Source organism: Stenotrophomonas sp. STEN018 (genome assembly GCF_056760235.1).
The window spans coordinates 23,602-42,620 of sequence record NZ_JBRREK010000039.1 but is presented as its reverse complement, the minus strand read 5'-3'; the positions used below and the strand labels follow the sequence as shown (position 1 = coordinate 42,620).

The 19,019-nt window shown below is 60.5% G+C and carries 17 protein-coding genes and 1 tRNA gene; all 18 read right to left on the bottom strand.

The window, feature by feature from the left end; genetic code table 11:
• Positions 1-643 precede the first annotated feature (643 nt).
• Positions 644-1,147: a RadC family protein gene (radC, locus tag ACVOMB_RS14945; protein WP_099470515.1), complete on the bottom strand. Its 504-nt coding sequence runs from the start codon at positions 1,145-1,147 to the stop codon at positions 644-646.
• Between the two features lie 90 nt (positions 1,148-1,237).
• On the bottom strand, positions 1,238-1,369 hold the full coding sequence (locus ACVOMB_RS14940; RefSeq protein WP_343264226.1) for a hypothetical protein: 132 nt from the start codon (positions 1,367-1,369) through the stop codon (positions 1,238-1,240).
• 21 nt (positions 1,370-1,390) lie between these two features.
• A complete protein-coding gene (locus ACVOMB_RS14935) occupies positions 1,391-2,284 on the bottom strand; it encodes a recombination directionality factor (RefSeq protein WP_099470514.1) in 894 nt (297 codons plus the stop codon).
• Between the two features lie 2 nt (positions 2,285-2,286).
• Positions 2,287-3,264, bottom strand: a complete 978-nt coding sequence (locus ACVOMB_RS14930) for a YqaJ viral recombinase family nuclease (protein WP_099470513.1) — start codon at positions 3,262-3,264, stop codon at positions 2,287-2,289.
• An 89-nt stretch (positions 3,265-3,353) separates the two neighbouring features.
• Positions 3,354-3,671, bottom strand: a complete 318-nt coding sequence (locus ACVOMB_RS14925; protein ID WP_099470512.1) for a hypothetical protein — start codon at positions 3,669-3,671, stop codon at positions 3,354-3,356.
• Positions 3,672-3,674: 3 nt separating this feature from the next.
• Positions 3,675-4,631: a DUF932 domain-containing protein gene (locus ACVOMB_RS14920; RefSeq protein WP_099470511.1), complete on the bottom strand. Its 957-nt coding sequence runs from the start codon at positions 4,629-4,631 to the stop codon at positions 3,675-3,677.
• A 483-nt stretch (positions 4,632-5,114) separates the two neighbouring features.
• On the bottom strand, positions 5,115-5,603 hold the full coding sequence (locus tag ACVOMB_RS14915) for a hypothetical protein (RefSeq protein ID WP_099470536.1): 489 nt from the start codon (positions 5,601-5,603) through the stop codon (positions 5,115-5,117).
• A gap of 9 nt (positions 5,604-5,612) precedes the next feature.
• Positions 5,613-6,257, bottom strand: a complete 645-nt coding sequence (locus ACVOMB_RS14910) for a hypothetical protein (protein ID WP_111188966.1) — start codon at positions 6,255-6,257, stop codon at positions 5,613-5,615.
• A 30-nt stretch (positions 6,258-6,287) separates the two neighbouring features.
• Positions 6,288-8,312, bottom strand: coding sequence for a hypothetical protein (locus ACVOMB_RS14905; RefSeq protein ID WP_481531898.1), 2,025 nt, complete (start codon positions 8,310-8,312; stop codon positions 6,288-6,290).
• Positions 8,313-8,336: 24 nt separating this feature from the next.
• Entirely contained in the window at positions 8,337-9,302 is a 966-nt protein-coding gene (locus ACVOMB_RS14900; protein ID WP_099470534.1) for a peptidoglycan-binding domain-containing protein, read from the bottom strand.
• A gap of 549 nt (positions 9,303-9,851) precedes the next feature.
• Entirely contained in the window at positions 9,852-11,294 is a 1,443-nt protein-coding gene (locus ACVOMB_RS14895; RefSeq protein WP_242899334.1) for an ATP-binding protein, read from the bottom strand.
• Positions 11,295-11,299: 5 nt separating this feature from the next.
• A complete protein-coding gene (locus tag ACVOMB_RS14890; protein ID WP_099470508.1) occupies positions 11,300-13,792 on the bottom strand; it encodes an Hsp70 family protein in 2,493 nt (830 codons plus the stop codon).
• Positions 13,789-14,163, bottom strand: coding sequence for a hypothetical protein (locus ACVOMB_RS14885; RefSeq protein WP_197650461.1), 375 nt, complete (start codon positions 14,161-14,163; stop codon positions 13,789-13,791). Before ACVOMB_RS14885 ends, ACVOMB_RS14890 begins: the two co-directional genes overlap by 4 nt.
• 458 nt (positions 14,164-14,621) lie before the next feature.
• Complete coding sequence (locus ACVOMB_RS14880; protein WP_099470507.1) at positions 14,622-15,800, bottom strand: tyrosine-type recombinase/integrase; 1,179 nt, start codon at positions 15,798-15,800, stop codon at positions 14,622-14,624.
• Between the two features lie 180 nt (positions 15,801-15,980).
• Positions 15,981-16,056 (bottom strand) — tRNA-Ile (locus ACVOMB_RS14875).
• A 294-nt stretch (positions 16,057-16,350) separates the two neighbouring features.
• Positions 16,351-16,740, bottom strand: a complete 390-nt coding sequence (locus tag ACVOMB_RS14870) for a type II toxin-antitoxin system HicB family antitoxin (RefSeq protein WP_481531897.1) — start codon at positions 16,738-16,740, stop codon at positions 16,351-16,353.
• A gap of 8 nt (positions 16,741-16,748) precedes the next feature.
• Positions 16,749-16,931, bottom strand: a complete 183-nt coding sequence (locus ACVOMB_RS14865; protein ID WP_481531899.1) for a type II toxin-antitoxin system HicA family toxin — start codon at positions 16,929-16,931, stop codon at positions 16,749-16,751.
• Between the two features lie 180 nt (positions 16,932-17,111).
• On the bottom strand, positions 17,112-18,959 hold the full coding sequence (gene rpoD / locus ACVOMB_RS14860; protein WP_481531896.1) for an RNA polymerase sigma factor RpoD: 1,848 nt from the start codon (positions 18,957-18,959) through the stop codon (positions 17,112-17,114).
• Between the last annotated feature and the right edge of the window lie 60 nt (positions 18,960-19,019).

The following is a 19,019-nucleotide window of genomic DNA, read 5'->3' as shown; positions in this document are numbered from 1 at the left end:
TCCAGCGACACATTGCCCCGCTGCCGCGGCAGGCAATCCTCGATACGCGCGAATTGCGCAGGCGTAAGTTCCATGCGCAGTATGTTAGCACGTAGTGTTAACAGGCCCTAGAGAAACGAGACCGATTTGGACGGAGTTCTTACAGAACTTAACGCCGAGCGAGAAGCTCACATGGGTCGATAGGCACTATCGGGCTAGCATCACGTGGTTGGCTGCGCCCCCGCCGCCCAGCACCGTTGTCCAGATTCACCATTGGGCAGGTCGGTCGTGGGTACTTTCGCCAGACGGTACTCCGCTAGGTACAGTTCAGAACGCACTCAATTCCCATCGAAGGGGCCTGCTACGCACACAGGTGGCGCAAGATGTCAGCAAGATCGACCTCGTTTATCTTGGTCCCGACGATCTGGCGGGCGCATAACCGCCAAGTCTCCGGCACCTTGGGCCGCTGTGAAATGCTTGGCCGACCGTCCGCTTCGGGTCGAAAGCCGTCTCATCGGACCTGAGCATCGTTGTTCGATCTGTTGGTCTTGTGGCCTGAATGCGCGCGAACGAAAAAAGTAGGTTACCGATGGCAGCCCGCCAGCCCCTATTGGCTGGCGGGTGAATTGACTGGCAAGCACCCACCGGGTCTGGCCTATGACCATCACACCCATCCACGCTCAGCCAAGGCCGTCGTCTGGTGACCGCCCACAACAATGTGGTCGAGCAGTCGCACATCCACCAAGGAGAGCACCTGTTTGAGTTGCGCCGTGACAGCTCGATCCGCTGCGGAAGGTTCAACCGATCCAGAAGGGTGGTTGTGCCCAATGATGATCGCGGCGCAGTTCGTCCGGATTGCGTGTCGAACAACCTCCCTGGGGTGTACTTCAGCACCGTCGATCGTTCCTTGGAACAGCTCTGCGTACTCAATGAGGCGGTGACGGCTGTCGAGGAACGCTGCGGCGAACACCTCCCGCTGGAGTCCCGACAACTTGTCCCGAAAGAACTCCTTTGCCTTCTTCGGATCGGTGAAAGACGCCCCTCGCCTCATCCGCTGCCCGACCACGGCTCGTGCCGCTTCCACGATCTCGTCACCGCTGGCGACCTTGTATCTGCGTGACTTGCTCCTCACGTAGAGCGACAGGTGCTCTGGCGTGTCTTTGTCCATTGCTTCCTCATCTATAAGATGGCCCTACAGGACCGGAAACGACGAAGGGGCGCACGGGCGCCCCTTCGATCGCTGTTCGTGTTTGCCCGGTCAGCCGCCAGGAGACGCCTGGTGTCCGGGTGAGTACTTCGTCCCCGTCGCGGTGTACATCCACACCAGGAACCTGCCAAAGCCGTACAACGCGAAGCCGTAGACGACCACTGCGCCAATCACCCTCGTCATCGCACCCTCCTTCGCTTGGCGTCATGCGGTGCCGGCACGGGCGACCTTCTTCTGAAGGCGCTCGTGCAAGCTGACGGTGTCGCTGGTTTGCGCTGGGGCGCCGGAACCCGGCTCCTGGCTATCCGGATAGAACTCCTCCACCACGGCCGGGACATCCTCTGCCAGGTCCTCAAACGCGCCATTGGCAAACCCACGGCGAGCGGCCTCGTCCAGGGCTTCCTGATCGAACCCCGCGTCCCTGCGGCTCTGGTCGACCTCCCGCGCCTGGGTAATGGCCTGTTCCAGCGTCAGCCCCGAGCGGACGACCAGGTCGACGTAGTAGATCGCTGAGCGGAAGCTCATCGTCGTCGACTTGCCCCGTAGCTTGAGCTCCAAGGGCATGCAGGCGAGTCTTCCGCCCGACACGGCGTGGAAGTACTGCAGCCGGGCCGCGAGCGTGCGGATGGTGTTGTAGGACGTGGTGCGCAGCACGAAGCTGCCCAGCTCGTCCTCCTCCCCCACTCGTACGTTGAGTCGGGCATAGGCCTTGCATTCGCCCATGGCGAACGCGCAGGCGTCCGGACCCGGACAGGACTCCTGGGTGACGCCCTCCTTGGCCATCCGGCGGCTGGTCTCTCCATTGCCCACGCACACCGGCCTGCCCGTACTCCGGTCGAACAGGGAGTAGTCCGCCCTCAGGTTCAACGCCGGGTCGTCGAACAGCAGCTGGACCGGGACCGATCGAAGCTTGCCGCCGGCATCCTTGCGTAGGGCCTCGTCGAGCGGGTGCAGGATCCACCCTTCCCTGTTCTGCACCTGACTGGTCAGAGTGAACTGGTCATCCTTCTCCGGCAGGCGCTTGCCGTTGCGCTCGACCACACGGCCGATCGAGATCCGCCCAACCACGGGCGGCGTGATTGCCAGGCCTTTCAGCATGGTCATGCTCCTTCTGGTGAGTGGGTGACGATCCGGAAGCGACGGCTCCCGGGCCTGGTGACGGTGAACTCGGCCACGAGCTCGGGGTGCGCCTCGACCAGCTTCTTGGTGTCGACGCTGGAGCTGTCCTTGGATCGGCGGAAAGTGATCTCACCGGTCGGGAACACTGCCTTCGAGGCTTCCCCCATCGCCTCCTGCAGCCGCTGGCGAAGGCACTCGGCCTGCTTGGCCTTCTCATCGATCTCGTCCCTGAGCGAGACAAGGCCCCTGAAGGCTTCCGAGAGCGCCCCGTCCTCGCTGAAGTCCACCGTGGTGTCGTTGCCCCGGTACAGGCTCCTGAGCGCCTTGGCGGCCGATTCACTGCCGTCGGCCGGCGGTGGAACGTCCTGGGTGACGTACTCCCAGAACCGGGCTTCCAGAACGACCAGGCGGGAGATGATCTCCTCATCCCGCTCGACCCGGTGGATCTCCAGCTTCTGGCCGCACAGCAGTACCGCCACGTCCGCGGCATCCTTGCCCGTGACCGCCAGCTGGTGCTGGACCTGGAGCTGGACGTATTCGGGCACGCCATCGCGCCACAGACGCGCTCCAAACTCCCCGGCCGTCTTGCACTCAAGGATCTGGACGTCCGGGTTGCCCACGACCTCGCGGTCGATGTTGGCCAGCATGTAGCTGTAGGTGGGGTGCTGCAGGACGGCGTTGAGCCGGCGGACCTTGATGCCCGTCCGCTGCGTGTAGGCCGAGGCCACGTAGGGCTCCAGCAAGGTGCCCCAGTACATGGGCGAGTCCTGACCCGGTTCCTCGTCCTGGACGGCCCGGCCGGTCTTCTCCATCCATAGCTCCAGCTGGCTCTTGTAGGGGCAAAGGCCGACTGCCGCGGCGGCGTCCGAGCTGCCGATTCCCTGCTTACGGACCTCCAACCACTCCTCACGCGCCATCTCCCGCGTGTCGATCAGGCGCAATGCCGGTGATCTGCTCATTACGGTTTCTCCAAAGAAAAAGGCCCGGCGCTCCTTTCGGAGGCCGGGCCTATGGGTTGCTGTTGAAACGGCTTGACGAGTGCTGGCTTCTAGGCCGGCGAGACCTTCATTGCGGTGGCAACGATGCGATCCAGGATGGCGGGGGCAAGATCAACGGACCCTCCGGCCAGCAGGTGCCGGCCGAAGTCCCGACCGAAGGGTTCCGCTACCTCGTAGCACCACAGGCCCGGAAACACCTCGCTGCAGGCCTGCCACGTCCGTCCCAGCAGCTCGGCCTGGTCGATGCACGCCCGGATGTAGCCCCACTCCCCCTCGAACGGCATGTCCGAGTAGGGAGTGCAGCTCTTGTCCAGGGCGTGCTTGGCGTCGATGGCGATGTAGGCCACGTCGAGACGATCGACCGCCATCGCTCAGGCCACCAGTTTCAGCGCTTCATCCCACGCGCGCTGCTTGATCTGGGCGCCCGCACCGAACCAGGCCGCTTCCCTGCGGTGATCGTCACTGCGGGCCCGCCGATGGTGGTCGACGAACTCGGTGACGCTGCTCAGCACGCCCCAAGCCGTTCCTTTGGCGCTCGCCAGCTCGGACCCCTTGCCTGCGCCGTCGTACAGGGCGCGAGCGGTCTTGAACGCCTGCTCATTGACCGCTACGCCCTCCCCGTCCGGGTTCGGATAGGTCAGGACCCGACGAAGCAGGCCATCGACCGAGTCCGGATCCACCGGGCAGTCGACCAGCGCCTTCATGCGGGCGACGAACGAGTCCCAGGTGGAGACGGTGATCCCGAGCTGGCGCTTCACCAGGTCCGGATTGAACTGGCTGCGGTGGGGCACCTTCACGGCCCCGGCGTTGCTGCCCAGGGCGATCGACAGGGTGTTGTTGCAGACCACTCGGACCGAGGTGAACTGGGCGGTCGTGGCCAGGGTACCGTCGCAGGCCGTGGCCAGCAGCAGGTAGCCGTCCACGCGGTCCCTTCGCTTCAGGACGGTGCTCTGCCCGGTCTTGGCCAGCGCCCAGAACTTGCGCCCCTCGCGGAGCACGCCGGCCGACTCCAGCTCGAAGCCGCCGACTTCGGTCAGGTCGCGGTAGAACTCCAGGATCTCACCCGGCTGGACCACCTTGTACCGCTTGGACACGACCGACAAAGGCGCTTGCGTGTCGGACCGGTACAGGACTTTCTGCTCCGGGAAGGCGTTGATGGCACCGATCCCGTTCTTGCCAACCACGTAGCGGACCTCCGACTCTTCGATCGACCAGTCCATGCCGGCCTCCCGCTTCCAAACATCGATCGGCTGTTGCGGCGCCAGCTTGTGACCGAGGCCGTGCCACGGCCGCTCGCCGGCATAGGCCATTGTTTCAACCAGGTGCATCGTCTCTTCTCCTTAATCTCGGGCATAAACGCACAAGGCCCGGCGATTGCCGGGCCTTGTGGTGTGTCACGGGTTGGATCACGGGAACTTCGGGTGTTTACTGCGGACGCAGCTGGCAACGCTCACCAGAGCTGTTGCGACTACCACAAGGATGCAGTAGATCGCCTCCGACCTGTCACTCATAGGGAATCCATGATGAAGGCGCACAAGGAGCGCTGTGCCCTTGCGCAAAGCCAGACCCTACTGGCTTCAACGAGGTGATATGTGGATGAGATTCTTTTGAATCCAAGCACTAGCACGGGGCGTAGCATTTGGCGAAGCAAATTCGAAGGTGGTGGCCATCTCGCCGCTCATAATGCCTGCCGCCGGACGAGGTAAGCCGGCCTTCATAGGCATCGGTTGGCTCGATAACCGTGGTTAGAGAGCCTGTGGCGTTTCCCTTTTGTTTGTCTGTGGCAGCAGCCACGGTTCATCACCTCCCTCTCATAGCCGCAGCTTGGTGTAGACGGCCTCGACCATGCAGTCGTCGCCATCCTCAAAACGCAGCCGTCCGAAGCCGGACTGCGAAATCGTCAGGTAAGCCTCCTCGCCAAGCGCGAGGGACAGGCAGCTCGAAGTCTTGATGTAGGAGTTCGTTCCGAAAACCTCATACCAGTCATCGTCCTCGCGACTCACCGTCACGACGTACTTGCCCGGCTTCTGCTTCGAGACACCAAATACGGCTTTCACGTCGCACTTGTCCTTGCTGTCGAAGAAGATGACCTCGCCGCCATAGCCGGAGGTCTTGAAGATCGCCTCCTCCGAGTAGGCATAGACGTAGCAGTAGCGCGTCTGGATGATAATGTCCTTGCCGTCGATCTTGTAGACATTGCTGCCCTTGCGGGTCAGGTTCACCTCGTAGTTCTCGGCCAGAGCGGGTGTGGCCTGAAGGCACATCAGTGCAGCAAGTGTCGTCAGAAGCGTCTTTTTCATCGCCATCGTCTACTGAGATTGAGAACTCGACAGGCGGCTCTTCACGAGGTCGAGCTTGGCCTTGTGTGCGAGCGGCCTGTTGAAAACACGGTTCTGGATTTGATCGGACACCTTGCTGATGGCGATGTACGCCATGCTCAGTCCTGATTCGCGCTCGGATGCCTTTTTCTCAACGAAGTCGTAGGGGAAGTTGTCGCAGAACTTGTGGAAGCCGGAGAACTGAGCGACATCTTTCGTGAACCGGAAGCCGTCCGGGGTGAGGCGTGAGCGCCGGGGATGGTAGAGATCGACGAACAGAATGAACCACTCGGCTCCGTTGAATGACACGGCCTCGAACACGTCCACTGTGCCCATGGCACCGAGTCGATGAAAGAGGATGCGCTGACCAGATTGGGTTTCGAGCCTGGACAGATACGCCAGTTGGCCAATGGGCCCGTTGACCGGGATCGGATTCGTCTCGATGAAACCAAACGAACCCGTGCCGTTCGGGTCTTTGTCGTAGGCAGGAGCGGACTCCAGCATCGCCCTCATCGCCGGATGAACGAGTTCCAATTGAAACGCCTCATCGTCGAGGATGCGGTGGATGTGCGCCATTGCCTCACGCAGCGCTTTGTCTTCCTTGTTGCCTCCGAATAGATTGGAAAGAAATCCCATAACGCTGCTCCATTGAATTTTTGGGCTAAATCACTGCAACACATCACTCAGTCGGCGCATGCCCGGCTTCTTGAAGGCCATGCGTATGGCTTGCTCCAGAATGTGGGTGTTCGCTCCATGAATGTAGGAAATACCGGTGTTGACCTTCTTGTCGTCCTTGGCTCCGATGCAGAACGAGCCGTCGGCGCTCCACACATGGACTTGGCCCCATGAGCAGCGCACCTTCTCGTTCGAGCCGAGGAACTTGCGCTTCACCAGCGTGATGCCGTCGTCGTGCAGGAGCGCATCGCCGAAGTACAGATCACGTCCAGCCTTCAAGGCTTCGAGCATCTCGGTGAGCAGGCGCACGCAGACTGCCCGCCAGAGCTTGTCGATGAACGTGTTGTAGATATCCTGCTTTTTCAGCTCCACGACCGCTTCGGAATTCCGGTTTCCAAATGCAATCGTGTAGGTCGTCCCCGTGGGTACACCGTTGACGGAATGGTTGACGCCGCCCCAGCGAACGCGCGTGATCGTGTCGAGCGGGAAATTCTGGCCTTTCCACGAGGCACCTTGGGGCGAGATGCTCAAGGTGTCCTTGAACATGACGCCAATCTCAGCGCGGTAGGTGATTTCGCGCTCCCACTCGCCCTGACGCGCTGCGGCCTGCTTGCGCTGCTGGAAGATGTCTGCGAGCGCGTCCGCGTCTTCCTCGGCGCGATCCGAAATCTCCGGCACTTCGGAAAAAAGTTCCTGAATCAGTCCGGTCAGCCGCTGCGACTGGGCGAGCATGTCATGCTCGTTGAACAGGTCGATGGCGAGGCTACGAATCTTGTAGGCCAAGTCGCGGCTTGCCTCGTGGTCGATGCCGCGCGCCTTCGAACTCAACTGGATGGGCTGCGCGATCTTGTCCCAATTGCGCGCAACGGCATCGAGCTTGTCCACATAGGGCTTGACGGCAGCCTCACCGGAACCCGCATGATCTCTGGCGGCCTTGATGAGTTTGTGGACGTTCTCGGCCTCTTTTTGCAGCACGCCTTGGGTTTCCACCTCGTAGCTGTCAACAAGATCATCAATCAGCCCCGGTGCATGATCCTCGCCGCCGGAGGTCACGCCATCCACGGTTTCGGTCATCACTTGGATGAGCGTCATCGGCGGCAGCCGGTCAAGCGCATCCTTGATGGCAGTCCGGTAATACCGCTTGCGCTCCGTCAGCTCGGCCTCGATTTGGTCGAGCGCACGCACTTCCGGAAAGCCCGATGCGGTTCGATCCTCATTGATGTCGCGCAGCACATCCTCTGGGTATAGTTCCTCCGCAAGGTACGCGGTCTCCATAATGAATTCGGCCAAGTCGTCTACATCGTGCTTGCCATCCACGGCTTCGAACGCAGCGGCCAGCAAATTCAGATGGGCGAGCGTCGGGAGGCTCGATTCCTCTCGGATCGCCATCGGATCGCTGATCAGGTTCTCGACCAACTGGGTGGCCTTGCGTGGCGAGACGCCGGGAAGCCACGCGATCTCTGCATTCAGGCGTGTGCGCGGGTTCGTCAGGTCGGAGCGTGCCTTCTGGCAAACGTCGTGATCCAGTTCCAGCGACTTTTCTTCAGCCAACTCGACGATGCGTCTGCGGTTGTCGCGGATCGTTACGCCCAAGACCGCAAACGCCGACTGATGTAGTGCAGTCGTGGTGAGGCGAGATTGCGGCTTGACTGGAATTGGCGGCGGAGCCGTCCTCTGGGCAGTAGGGGGAACGGGTGGCGGTCGCTGAGTCGTTGCCGAGCCTGGTGGTGCAGGCGCAGGCGCGGATGATGTTGTCGATTGAGCGCGAAGCATCGCAAGAAGCTGCGGGTCTTTCAGCGCCTCCAGAGCCTGAACAAGCGCCTCGCGGGGGACGGACAGTTTCTGGCCGTTGCGCAGTTCGTGGCTGTACTGCGCCAGTTGATCTTTGGACGACAGATGGTCGGACAGCGCCAGCGAGACGGCGTATTCGCTACTTGTTTGAGGCGCAGCACCACATTGCCGGCAGGCGACGAGTGCGCCGGATTTCGCGGAACCACATTTGAAGCAGATCGCCATTGCCATAACTTCGCTCGCTCACCATCACCGTAGTCTTGCCAACTGCTCAGACAAACATCTGTTGTATGCCGCTGGCCCATTGACATATTTGTCCGTTGAGCAGGCAGACTCAATTGACCCTCTATCTGCCGCCGAAAGCCTGGATAAATCCGGCCCGCCTCCCTGTTGATCTAGTGCTGCGAGTTGGGTGTTGAGGCATCTGTTGTAGGCAGCGGGGCCATTGACATACTTGTCTGTTGAGCATGCCGCTTCGATAGACTGCCGTTCAGAATTGGAAAGACGGGATAGATCGGGTCTTCTGCTCCCTTGCCCAGACATGGCCGAAAGTTGACGCGCTAGACATTGGTTGTAGGCCGCAGGCCCATTGACATACTTGTCAGTCGAACAAGCGGCCTCAATGGACTGCTGTTCTGCGGAAGACAAAGAACTAAGGTTTGGCCGCCGCACACCTGCTGCCAAAGCTGCTTTTTGGCGATCCACGCACGTTCGATACGCAGCAGGGCCATTGACGTACTTGTCTGTTGAGCACGCTGCCTCAAGCGAAGCGGCCTCTGCGGATGACAACTGAACTGGGGTGCTGACGGGGCGGCTATCTACTGATGGAGTTGATGTGAGGGCAGGAGCACGTTGTAGCTGAAGCAGCAACGCTTGATCTGCCACTCCCGTCGCAGCCAAGCCTCTGTCCTGCTGGAATGCGATGATTGCTGAACGAGTATCTCTGCCCATCAGTCCGTCAGCAGCGCCAGCTTCGTAGCCAAGTTCATTGAGTTTGCTCTGGATAGCTTGCACGGTTACGTCCGCCGCTGGGCGAGATGGCTCTTGAGGCGATAGCGACCCCGTGGGACTGCGAGTAAACCTGCTCCTACCTTCGGATTGAAGTTGACTCCGGTATGGCTCAATGTCTCGTTGAGCGCTGGTCAAATCATTGCGCCCTCGATTGTTGGTGTGATATCGAAATGAACTGCAACGGCTGTTGTAGTCGGCCACCATCGCGTTGAAGCGATCCACATCGGCATCGACGTAGTTATTGACGGCGGACTTCGTGGCATCCAGGCGAATGTCTTCGGCCAAGCAATACCGAATCTGCTCCCGTGAGAGCACGAGGTCTTGGCCGACCGGCGGCTTGGTCTCAACCGGCCGTGATGGTGCTTGTGGCTGCGATGGTGGCGTATAGCTCGGCGCGGCGCTTTGCGTTGGTGGTGAGTAGCTGGGCGCTGAGGAGGTTGTTGGCTTGTCTGCCTGACCGATCAACCAAAGCACTCCGAAGACGGCGGCAATGCCCAACACCCACTTGCCGCCGGATGAGCCGGAGGACGGCTGCGGAGGTTCTTGATAGGTTTGACGCTGGCTCGGTTGCGGCTGTGGCTGCGGTTGAGCAGGCTGCGGAGCCGGGCGCGGGGCACTCAGCGCAGCGGCAGCAGGTTCCTTCTTTGCAGCGGGAGGCGGCGTCGTGTCCACATCGGACACAAGCGAGGAGAGGCCTGCAAAGCCTCTGCCTTCTTCTTTTTTGTCGTTTTCTCCCCCAGCCACACCTATCTCCTAAATGAATCCGATCCGTCGCTTTGTCTCAGCGCCACCCTCACGTTCCCGTGCCGGTGACGAGTGCAAGGCGGCCAGCAAGCTGGCCTGATCCAGCCGATCTTTGCCGCCGCGTGCCGCCAGTCGCGCGCCTTCGCGCACCACGAAAGAGACGTCCGACAGTGGCCTGCCCGCCAGTTCCTTCGCCAGCGGCTTGGCGTCCACGTCCGCTTCCTTCGGCAACGAGGACAGTAGGTTGTCCAGTAACGCCTGCACCTCGACCTGGCTGGCGAAATCCACCTTGATGAGGTGATCGAAACGCCCACGGCGCTGGATGGCTGGGTCGATCATCTCGATGCGGTTCGTCATGGCGATGATCAGCACGTCGTTCTTCGCTGCCTCCGGAATACGGCGCAGGAACTCGGCTACTTCCTCCACGCGGTGATGACCCGACCCCATCTCGCGGTCGGCAAGGAACGCTTCCATCTCGTCGATCACCAGCACGGACGGCGCGCTCTCCATCGCCTTGTCGAACACCTGCGCGACCTTCTTGCTGGTCTCGTGGATGTACGGGCTGGCGACGCTGGAGGCATCGATCTGGAAACTCGGCCAGCCGAGGAAGTCCACCAGCCGGTCAACCGCGAAGGTTTTGCCGCAACCCGGAGGGCCGTGCAGGATCACCGCCGACGGGAATTCGATGCCGAGCGCCTTGTAGCGGTCACGGTGCAGGATGATGTCAACGATGTGTTCGTTGAAGAAGGCGGCCAGTTCGGGACGCCCGGCGAGTTCGAAGACCTTGTCGGGTTCGGGCGCACTGCGCTTGGTCTCGACCTTTTCTTCAGCGGGAGCGGCCTCGGTATTCTCGGTTGGCGCTTCCGGCTTGCGTTCGAGCGGGATGAGTTCGCCCACCTCGAACCCCGCCGCCTGCACGACATCCTTCAAGTGGCCTGCACCGATCCAGCTCATGTTCTGGCGCAATCTGCGGAAAGCGGAAGCCGGAATACTCGTTCCACCCGTCAGCCAGTAACCGAGCACGACATCATCGCCGGTGCAGGAACTGATGCTGTAGGTTGGCAGCAGGCGGGTGATCTTTTCGACGTAGAGCGCGTCTTGCAACGGCGATTCCGCATCGATGTCGCGCGTGGCCTTCAACGCCAAGGCGAACGACAGCGCCTCGGCCTTGTTGTCAGGGGATTTCGCTTCGCTGACCGGCAACAGGGTCTGGCTTGGCGCGCATGAGATGGCTCGTAACGGCCGATCTCCGAACCGGAAGGCGTCGAACGTGCCCTCGTCAATCAGTCCTGCGTCTTGCCAGCGAACGCCCAGATCGTCGTGGACGACCAGCGCACGACCGCCGCCTTGGGTGTCGTACACCTGCCAATCCGCGCCCTCGAACAAGGCGACGCGAACCTTCGCGCCGTCTGGCAGTTTGAATCCAATAGGGAGCCATGCATCGAGAGCCATGAGGATCAACTCCGAACGATATTGGCACCGGCCATCATGTCGTCATCACCCGCAGAGCCAACTTGAATCGAGAAAAGCTGGCCAACCACTGCTCGCAATTTGTCGATGTCATTGGCCTTGATGGCTTCGGTTCCGTGCGCCACAAGCTGTGCGTGCTCTCTGGCGTCAGAGAAAAGGTAACTGGCTTGAGCCATACGTTTGAAGTGATCGATCACGAACCAGTCCTGACGCCACAGGATCATGAAGTTGCGACTGCGCAGATCGTCCAGGTGCGATTCAAAATCGCTGCTGTTGTTGTCGAGAGCGCGTTGCGCCGTCTTCACCAAGTTGTCGAACGCCGATGCTTCGGTGGGACGGGCATGCTGGCGCACGGCCTTCTCGAAGAAATCGACCGCCCTGTCCAGTTCAAGCTGACGGATGTCCTTCAGGTGTTCCTTGCGTGTCAGCGCCAGCAGGCGCTTGGCTTCCTGCACGTTGTCCATCGCCTGCTTCGCCGTTTCTGGGTCAGCCTCGCCGGACTCGATGGTGCTGGCCTGTTCCAGCTTCTCGCGGGCCTGCTCCAGACGCGGGTCATCCACCTTCGAGGCCATTTCTTCCAGACGTTCGAGTGTGTGCTCGGACTGCTCCTGAATGTTTCTGGCCTGATTGGTGTAGTCGAGCTTGCCCTCTTGACTGGAGTAGAAGTTGCGCCCGCTCTGGAACGAGCCGCTGATGGAGGGAACCGAAACCTCCAAGATGATGTTGCCGGAGTCGAGCACTTCAAACTCGCAGACCAGCTCCGCCCCTGCCGCGATGACACCATCATCGAAATCCGTTCCCTTGATCTCGAACATGCCGATGAAGCGGTTGTCGGTGATGGGGTCGGAGATTTCACCTTCCCACAGCTTGAACTTGATCGACCCAGCGCTTCCGCCCTTGAGCGACTCACCCGCCTTGAAGGACTTCTTGCCTTTCTTGGGCAACTGGTCACCTTCACGGATCAGATAGTCCAACACCAAGCGCCCGCCAACTTTGTCGCGGGCTTCCACGCCAATGGAGTGCGATGCTGGGATGGCATCGATGCTGGCGGCAGTGCGCGCGATGACGATCTTGTCCTCACCCAAGGCAACGGGTGCGCCGTTCGAGTCGAACACGAACACCTTGAAGATGTTGTCGCCGGGCTTGGCCAGGCTGAGTTCGACGCTTGCGCCGTCCTTCAGCGCGACGCGACCGGATGACCAGCCCGTGTCGAGGCTGTCGATCTGGAACTCGACACCCGCGGGCGCGAGCCCACCGAGCTTGGCGACGATCTTCGCCCTCGGCTCCGGCGTGCGCGCGATGTAGTTGAACGATAGGTCGAGCGCACCACCGGCACTGAGCGCGCCACGTGCGCTTTTGCGTCCACGGCTTTGCGAAGCCCAGTCGATGGATTCGGCAAATACCGCCGCGCCTTCGGCAACCGCCGTCATCGGGTTCACGTCGGTGGATGGCGCGATGCCCAGCTCAAAAGCAACTTTGTCGCGCAAGTTTTTGTACTGAGCTGGCCCACCCACGAAGACGATCCGCTCAACGTCGTGAGAACTCAAGCCTGCCTTCTCAATGCTCTCTCGGGTGGCCTGAATGGACTCATCTACCTTGGACGCAATCAAACCGTCGTACAAAGTCCGGCTGATCGGGATGTCAAGGTAGATTTCTTCGCCAGCTTGGTCACGTACACCCAACTCGTTCTCAGCAAGGCTGATCACAGACTCTTCGCTCTGCGACAACGCGATTTTGGCTTTTTCAGCAGCCCAAGTCGCAATGGTGCGGAGTGACTTGTACTGTGAATTGGATGCGAGATCTTCCGGCAGATCAAAGTTGTCGAGCAGCCACGGTTTGACGACGTTGTCGAACAGAATGCGGTCGAAATCCCGTCCGCCGCACATGGCAATGCCGCCATGAGCAAGCAGGTTCACTCGACCGCCAATGCTCTCCGCAATGGCGACATCCAGCGTGCCACCACCAATGTCGTACACAACAAAAATACCGTCGTTCTTCCGCTGGCGCATGACGCTCATCACGGCAGCGACTGGCTCCTGCATCAACGCAACCCGTCCAAGCCCAGCCGCATCGGCGGCGGCCATCGTGGCGTCCTTCTGCATTTGGTTGAACGCGGCCGGAACGGTGATGACGCTGCCCGTGTCGCCATCGCCACGAATCTCCTCCGGCAGATAGCCAAAGAGTGAGCGCAACACCTCCGCGGAACATTCTTCCGGCGTCATCGTGAGATTGACCGCGGGCAGCTTCACGGGGGTGCTTGTGCCCATGAGGCGCTTGAACAGCACAGCCGCGTTATCGGGATTCTTTGCGGCGCTGTTGTAGGCACGCGAACCGACGTACTTATTACCGCGCCGGTCGATGAAGATGGCCGAAGGCGTTACATCGTGCTGCTCAGGACTCTTGTAGAGGTGAATCTTTTCACCATCAAACGAGCAGATGGCACTGTTGGTCGTGCCGAGATCGATACCGACGTATTTCATGCCTCCACCTTCCTGAGCATTACCGTGCCTTCTTTGCGCAGCCCTTTCGGCCCCATGATGATCGGCTCCAGCATCTGCTCGACGAGCAACACATCGTCCGGGGCGAAATCCCCCAAGTTCAAGGCAGAAGCCGCCATCCCTGCGTCGTAGGGTTGTCCCTCGACATTGACCAGCTTCAGACCGTTTGAGTCCAGGCTTTCCTCGACCTTCTTCTGGAAGTAGCGGATCTGGTTGATGTAGCGGCCTGACTCGCCCGCGTCTAGCTTGCCGACCACCTTCCCGAACAGACGCGAGAAGCGCCAACTCTCGACAGCAATGTCGATCAGCGATTGCTCCATCTGCTCATTGGTTTCGCCCTGACTTGTCATCATGCCCCCTACTGAGAAACTTGTTGGCGTTCCAGATCGGCTCCCCCGGGCACCCAGCTTGGAGATGACCCGCGTGGAGAATTCCCCGGATCGGCCAGATCGTTAGCGCCGTCCGAGCGGACCTAGCGACGCCCTCTTTCTCTGCCACCGCACCCCCTACGAATGGCGGGAAAAAAGCACTTAAAATCCGCCGCTTGCACCCCATTAGACGGCTTTCGATGGCAAGTATAGCGCCCTTGCGGGTCCAGTTCATGCAAGACCAGCGGCCGAACACGGGCTAGACAGGCCGGATATTGGCGCTTGCCTGTCCCGGATTTGAAGAGGGCATGGTTAATCGATATTGGCGCCGCCGAAAAGGAGTAAACCCCCATCGGAAAGGAAGGCTGCTAGTTCATGCAGCGGAACTGCGTCGAGACAGAAGGCGACGGTCCGGTTTGGGCGTTTGAAGCGCGGACGCTCCACTATGCGTTGCGCCTGAGCTCATCCAAGTAGTTTGCCCAAGCCTGCATCATCTTCCTGCGCTCTTCCAGGTGAGTAGTCCGGTTGTACGCCCGCCCCAGCGGATCCCGGACCGCATGGGCGAGCTGATGCTCGATGAAATCCGGCCTGAACCCAAGCACCTCGTCCAGCAATGTTCGCGCCATGGCCCGAAAGCCATGGGCAGTCATCATTGTGCCGTCGAACCCGAGGTTCCGTAGAGCGGCGTTTATCGTGTTCTCACTGATCGGCCTCTGGACGCTCCGCACGCTCGGAAAAACGTACTGGCTTTTCCTTGCATAGGGTCGGACATCTTCCAGAAGTTCGACTACCTGCCCAGCCAGGGGAACGATGTGCTGGGTCTGGGTCTTGCTGGTGATGTAACGCCACTCAGCAGCACCCAGGTCGATATCCTCCCAGCGCGCCGCGCGGAGCTCGCCCGGCCTGACGAACAGGAGTGCCGAAAGCTTGAGCGCGGCGGAGACGATGGGCGACCCTTGGTAGCCGTAGATCGCCTTGAGAAGCTTTGCTACCTCCTCTGGCTCAGTCAGGCTGGAGAAGTGCTTGGTTTTCGTAGGGGTCAGCGCACCGGCAAGACTCAGGGCGGGGTTGTTCTCTGCACGGCCGGTGGCGATGGCATAGCGAAAGACCATGCCCGCGGCGGCGCGAGCCCGATGCGCCGTCTCGACTGCTCCACGGGCCTCGATCTTCCGGAGGGCCTTGAGCAGGATTGGCGCAGTCACGCTCCGAACGGGCAGATCACCGATACTCCCCAGATCGCGTTCCAGCATCCGGCGCTCCCGAACGACTGACCCAGGGGTCAGCTTCGTGGCCCGTTGCGTCACCAGTTCCTCAGCAAGCGCGCCAAAGGTATTGCCGGCCTCTTCCTCCTGTGCCGCTCGCTCGATCTTCACCACCAGGCCCGGGTCCATGCCCTTCTTGAGCTGGGCCCGGGCCTTGTCCCGCTCGGCGCGAGCTTCGGCCAATGAGATCGCCGGGTAGTCCCCGATGGTGAGCATGTTCGCCTTGCCGGCGAACCGGTACCGATAGCGCCAGATCCTGGCTCCAGAAGGCCTCACCTCGACGCACAGCCCATTGGCATCGGCGAGGCGATAGACCTTGCCCTGAGGCTTGAGGCTGCGCAGCTTGGTGTCTGTCAACATGGCTGTGAGTAACGGATATGTGAGTAAGCGGAGATCTTCCGATCATCTTACTCGCACCGTTACTCACGTTCCAGCTGGATGGAGGCGCACGCGACCGGACCCGGCCGGACACGAAACCACTGGATTACGGCCGTTTTGCTAGGATATTCGGACTGATCTGGACGCTGTCGGATCAGTAGATGGTGGGCCCACCAGGATTCGAACCTGGAACCAAAGGATTATGAGTCCTCTGCTCTAACCGTTGAGCTATAGGCCCGCGCTGACTGCACAGTGTAGTGGAGGTGACCCGTTCGCGACTACTTCCCTGCGTCTGATTCGATGTACATGGATTGCGAACGGCCTGATCACCGCGAATGGAGCGATCCAAACTGGGGCTGCACCCATCGGGGAGCTCATTGGTCAGCAAACACGCTGCGAGCGCCCCCATCCGATCCATGGCTAGCTCACGGTGGCTAGTCCATCGGTTCGGTGCAACATGACGCAGCTTCGTCCTGTTGCGATTTGCAGTTGCAAAAGTATCTAGCCTCGCGATCCACCCAGAGGAACGGCGTCAGTTCAGCGCAGCCAGATGCGCGATATAGGCAGACCTGCTCTCGCCGGCAGCCTTCGCATTCGCGTCCAAGCGCATCAGCACACGGCGCGGCAATGTGATGTTCACGCGCTCGGTCGTGTCGTCGAGCAAGGAAGGATCTACATTGATGTAGGCCACCATCCAACCAGCGAAATCGCCCTTCTCCAATGCAGCCTGGGCACTGGACGGCCGGGGAATCGCACGACCTGCATCCAGCGCCGAATCGATCCACGCAGCGGCCGCCTCTTCCACTTCGGTCATGGCTTCGTCCAGAGTGTCACCTGCGGAGAAGCAACCCGGCAGATCTGGAACAACCACGCTCCACGCGGTGTTTTCGTCGCCTGCTTCAATCATGACGGGATAGCGCATATCGCCTCCTATTTCAGCCCCGCAATTCTGCGGAGATTGTTTACCAGCCCTTTTCCCAGCTCCTTTTTTGGATGCGGGACGGTGATGATGTTTGGGTTGTCCGGATGGACGTAAACATGGTGGGAGCCACGCACGCGGTCCAATGTCCATCCATTGGTCATCAACTCCTTGATGAGGTCCGCGCTTTTCATGTAGACAAAATACACACGATACACACTGGCCGCAAGCAACCATAGACTGACGTCAGAAGCGAAGGCAGGCTGGATCCGGACACCGACCGCATCGTCGCAAACCAGAAAATGAAAAACCCCGCCAAGGCGGGGTTTTTCATTCCGGCATCTACGCGCCAGCAATCACTTGCAAGCCACCACTCACTCGATGTCGAGGAAGCTGCGCAACTGCTCCGAACGGCTCGGGTGACGCAGCTTGCGCAGCGCCTTGGCCTCGATCTGACGGATACGCTCGCGGGTCACGTCAAACTGCTTGCCCACTTCTTCCAGCGTGTGATCGGTGTTCATGTCGATACCGAAGCGCATGCGCAGCACCTTGGCTTCCCTCGGGGTGAGGCCAGCCAGCACGTCACGCACGGTTTCGGACAAGTTGATGTTGGTGGTGTTCTCGATCGGGGACTCCACGTTGGTGTCCTCGATGAAGTCGCCCAGATGCGAATCCTCGTCGTCGCCGATCGGGGTTTCCATCGAGATCGGCTCCTTGGCGATTTTCATCACCTTGCGGATCTTGTCTTCCGGCATGTCCATTTCCTTGGCCAGCTCCTCCGGCGTGGCCTCGCGGCCATACTGCTGGAGCATCTGGCGGGAAATGCGGTTCAACTTGTTGATCGTCTCGATCATGTGCACCGGAATACGGATGGTGCGGGCCTGGTCGGCGATCGAACGGGTGATCGCCTGGCGGATCCACCAGGTGGCATAGGTCGAGAACTTGTAACCGCGACGGTATTCAAACTTGTCGACGGCCTTCATCAGGCCGATGTTGCCCTCCTGGATCAGATCCAGGAACTGCAGGCCGCGGTTGGTGTACTTCTTGGCAATGGAGATGACCAGACGCAGGTTGGCCTCGACCATTTCCTTCTTGGCCTTGCGCGCCTTGGCTTCGCCGTAGGCCATGACACGGCTGATTTCCTTCAGCTCGTCCAGGCTCAGCTGGGTGTTCTTTTCCAGGTCGATGGTGGCCTGCTGCTCGGACACGATCTGGTCCTTGACGTCACGCAGGGCCGACGACCACTTCTGCTTACGCTTGATCGCGTCTTCCACCCACTCCAGATTCGTCTGGTTGCCTTCCCACGAGCGGATGAAATCCTTACGCGGCATGCGGGCAGTGATGGTGGCCAGGTGCAGCACACGACGTTCCTGGGCCTTTACCTGAGCCATGGTGTCGCGCAGCATGCGCACCAGCACGTCGGTCAGCGGCAGCGGCAGCTTCAAGGTCACGAACGTGGCCGAGATTTCTTCGCGCAGCTTGGCCTGGGCCTTGGTGTCGCCCTTGGCGTGTGCCTTCTTGAACTTGGCAAGGTCGCTGGCCAGCTGCTCCATGCGATTGGCAACTTCAACCGGATCCGGACCGGTCGGGCCGGCTTCTTCTTCGACGTCGTCGCCGTCAGCGTCTTCGTCGCCGTCTTCGGCAGCGTCATCGCTGGTGTCTTCGGCAACGGCCGGCGCCGGCGCTTCTTCGACCAGGTCGTTGAAGCCGACAATCACTTCGGCCAGGCGCTTCTTGCCTTCCTTGTGCAGTTCGTAATCGGCCAGCACCGACTCAACAGCCAGCGGGAAGGTGCCCAGTGCAGCCTGCACCTGGCCAAGGCCTTCTTCGATGCGCTTGGCGATGGCGATTTCGCCTTCGCGGGTCAGCAGCTCGACCGTACCCATTTCGCGCATGTACATGCGCACCGGGTCGGTGGTACGGCCACCTTCGGTGTCGAGTGCGGTAAGTGCAGCAGCAGCTTCTTCAGCGGCGGTATCATCGACTTCACGGTTGCCGGTATTGCCGTCGCTGAGCATCAGCGTGTCGGCGTCGGGGGCAACTTCGTGGACATCGATGCCCATGCCGGTGATCAGGCCGATGATGTCTTCGATCTGCTCCGGATCGACCATGTCGTCGGGCAGATGATCGTTAACTTCGGCGTAGGTCAGGTAGCCCTGTTCCAGGCCCTTGCTGATCAGAAGCTTGATGTCGTTTTGCTGGGCAGGACGTTCGTTGGCCATGTAATGCTCGCGCCACCGGCGATTGTGAAGATGGGAACCTAGCATTATACCAGCGCAGCA

What these genes read in the sequence shown, in the direction of transcription:
- ACVOMB_RS14890 (WP_099470508.1), bottom strand. Translation starts at nt 13,792, where the DNA reads ATGAAATACGTCGGTATCGATCTCGGCACGACCAACAGTGCCATCTGC.
- ACVOMB_RS14935 (WP_099470514.1), bottom strand. Translation starts at nt 2,284, where the DNA reads ATGCTGAAAGGCCTGGCAATCACGCCGCCCGTGGTTGGGCGGATCTCG.
- ACVOMB_RS14915 (WP_099470536.1), bottom strand. Translation starts at nt 5,603, where the DNA reads ATGAAAAAGACGCTTCTGACGACACTTGCTGCACTGATGTGCCTTCAG.
- ACVOMB_RS14920 (WP_099470511.1), bottom strand. Translation starts at nt 4,631, where the DNA reads ATGCACCTGGTTGAAACAATGGCCTATGCCGGCGAGCGGCCGTGGCAC.
- ACVOMB_RS14895 (WP_242899334.1), bottom strand. Translation starts at nt 11,294, where the DNA reads ATGGCTCTCGATGCATGGCTCCCTATTGGATTCAAACTGCCAGACGGC.
- radC (WP_099470515.1), bottom strand. Translation starts at nt 1,147, where the DNA reads ATGGACAAAGACACGCCAGAGCACCTGTCGCTCTACGTGAGGAGCAAG.
- ACVOMB_RS14940 (WP_343264226.1), bottom strand. Translation starts at nt 1,369, where the DNA reads ATGACGAGGGTGATTGGCGCAGTGGTCGTCTACGGCTTCGCGTTGTAC.
- rpoD (WP_481531896.1), bottom strand. Translation starts at nt 18,959, where the DNA reads ATGGCCAACGAACGTCCTGCCCAGCAAAACGACATCAAGCTTCTGATC.
- ACVOMB_RS14900 (WP_099470534.1), bottom strand. Translation starts at nt 9,302, where the DNA reads ATGGTGGCCGACTACAACAGCCGTTGCAGTTCATTTCGATATCACACC.
- ACVOMB_RS14880 (WP_099470507.1), bottom strand. Translation starts at nt 15,800, where the DNA reads ATGTTGACAGACACCAAGCTGCGCAGCCTCAAGCCTCAGGGCAAGGTC.
- ACVOMB_RS14870 (WP_481531897.1), bottom strand. Translation starts at nt 16,740, where the DNA reads ATGCGCTATCCCGTCATGATTGAAGCAGGCGACGAAAACACCGCGTGG.
- ACVOMB_RS14865 (WP_481531899.1), bottom strand. Translation starts at nt 16,931, where the DNA reads ATGAAAAGCGCGGACCTCATCAAGGAGTTGATGACCAATGGATGGACA.
- ACVOMB_RS14930 (WP_099470513.1), bottom strand. Translation starts at nt 3,264, where the DNA reads ATGAGCAGATCACCGGCATTGCGCCTGATCGACACGCGGGAGATGGCG.
- ACVOMB_RS14910 (WP_111188966.1), bottom strand. Translation starts at nt 6,257, where the DNA reads ATGGGATTTCTTTCCAATCTATTCGGAGGCAACAAGGAAGACAAAGCG.
- ACVOMB_RS14885 (WP_197650461.1), bottom strand. Translation starts at nt 14,163, where the DNA reads ATGATGACAAGTCAGGGCGAAACCAATGAGCAGATGGAGCAATCGCTG.
- ACVOMB_RS14905 (WP_481531898.1), bottom strand. Translation starts at nt 8,312, where the DNA reads ATGGCGATCTGCTTCAAATGTGGTTCCGCGAAATCCGGCGCACTCGTC.
- ACVOMB_RS14925 (WP_099470512.1), bottom strand. Translation starts at nt 3,671, where the DNA reads ATGGCGGTCGATCGTCTCGACGTGGCCTACATCGCCATCGACGCCAAG.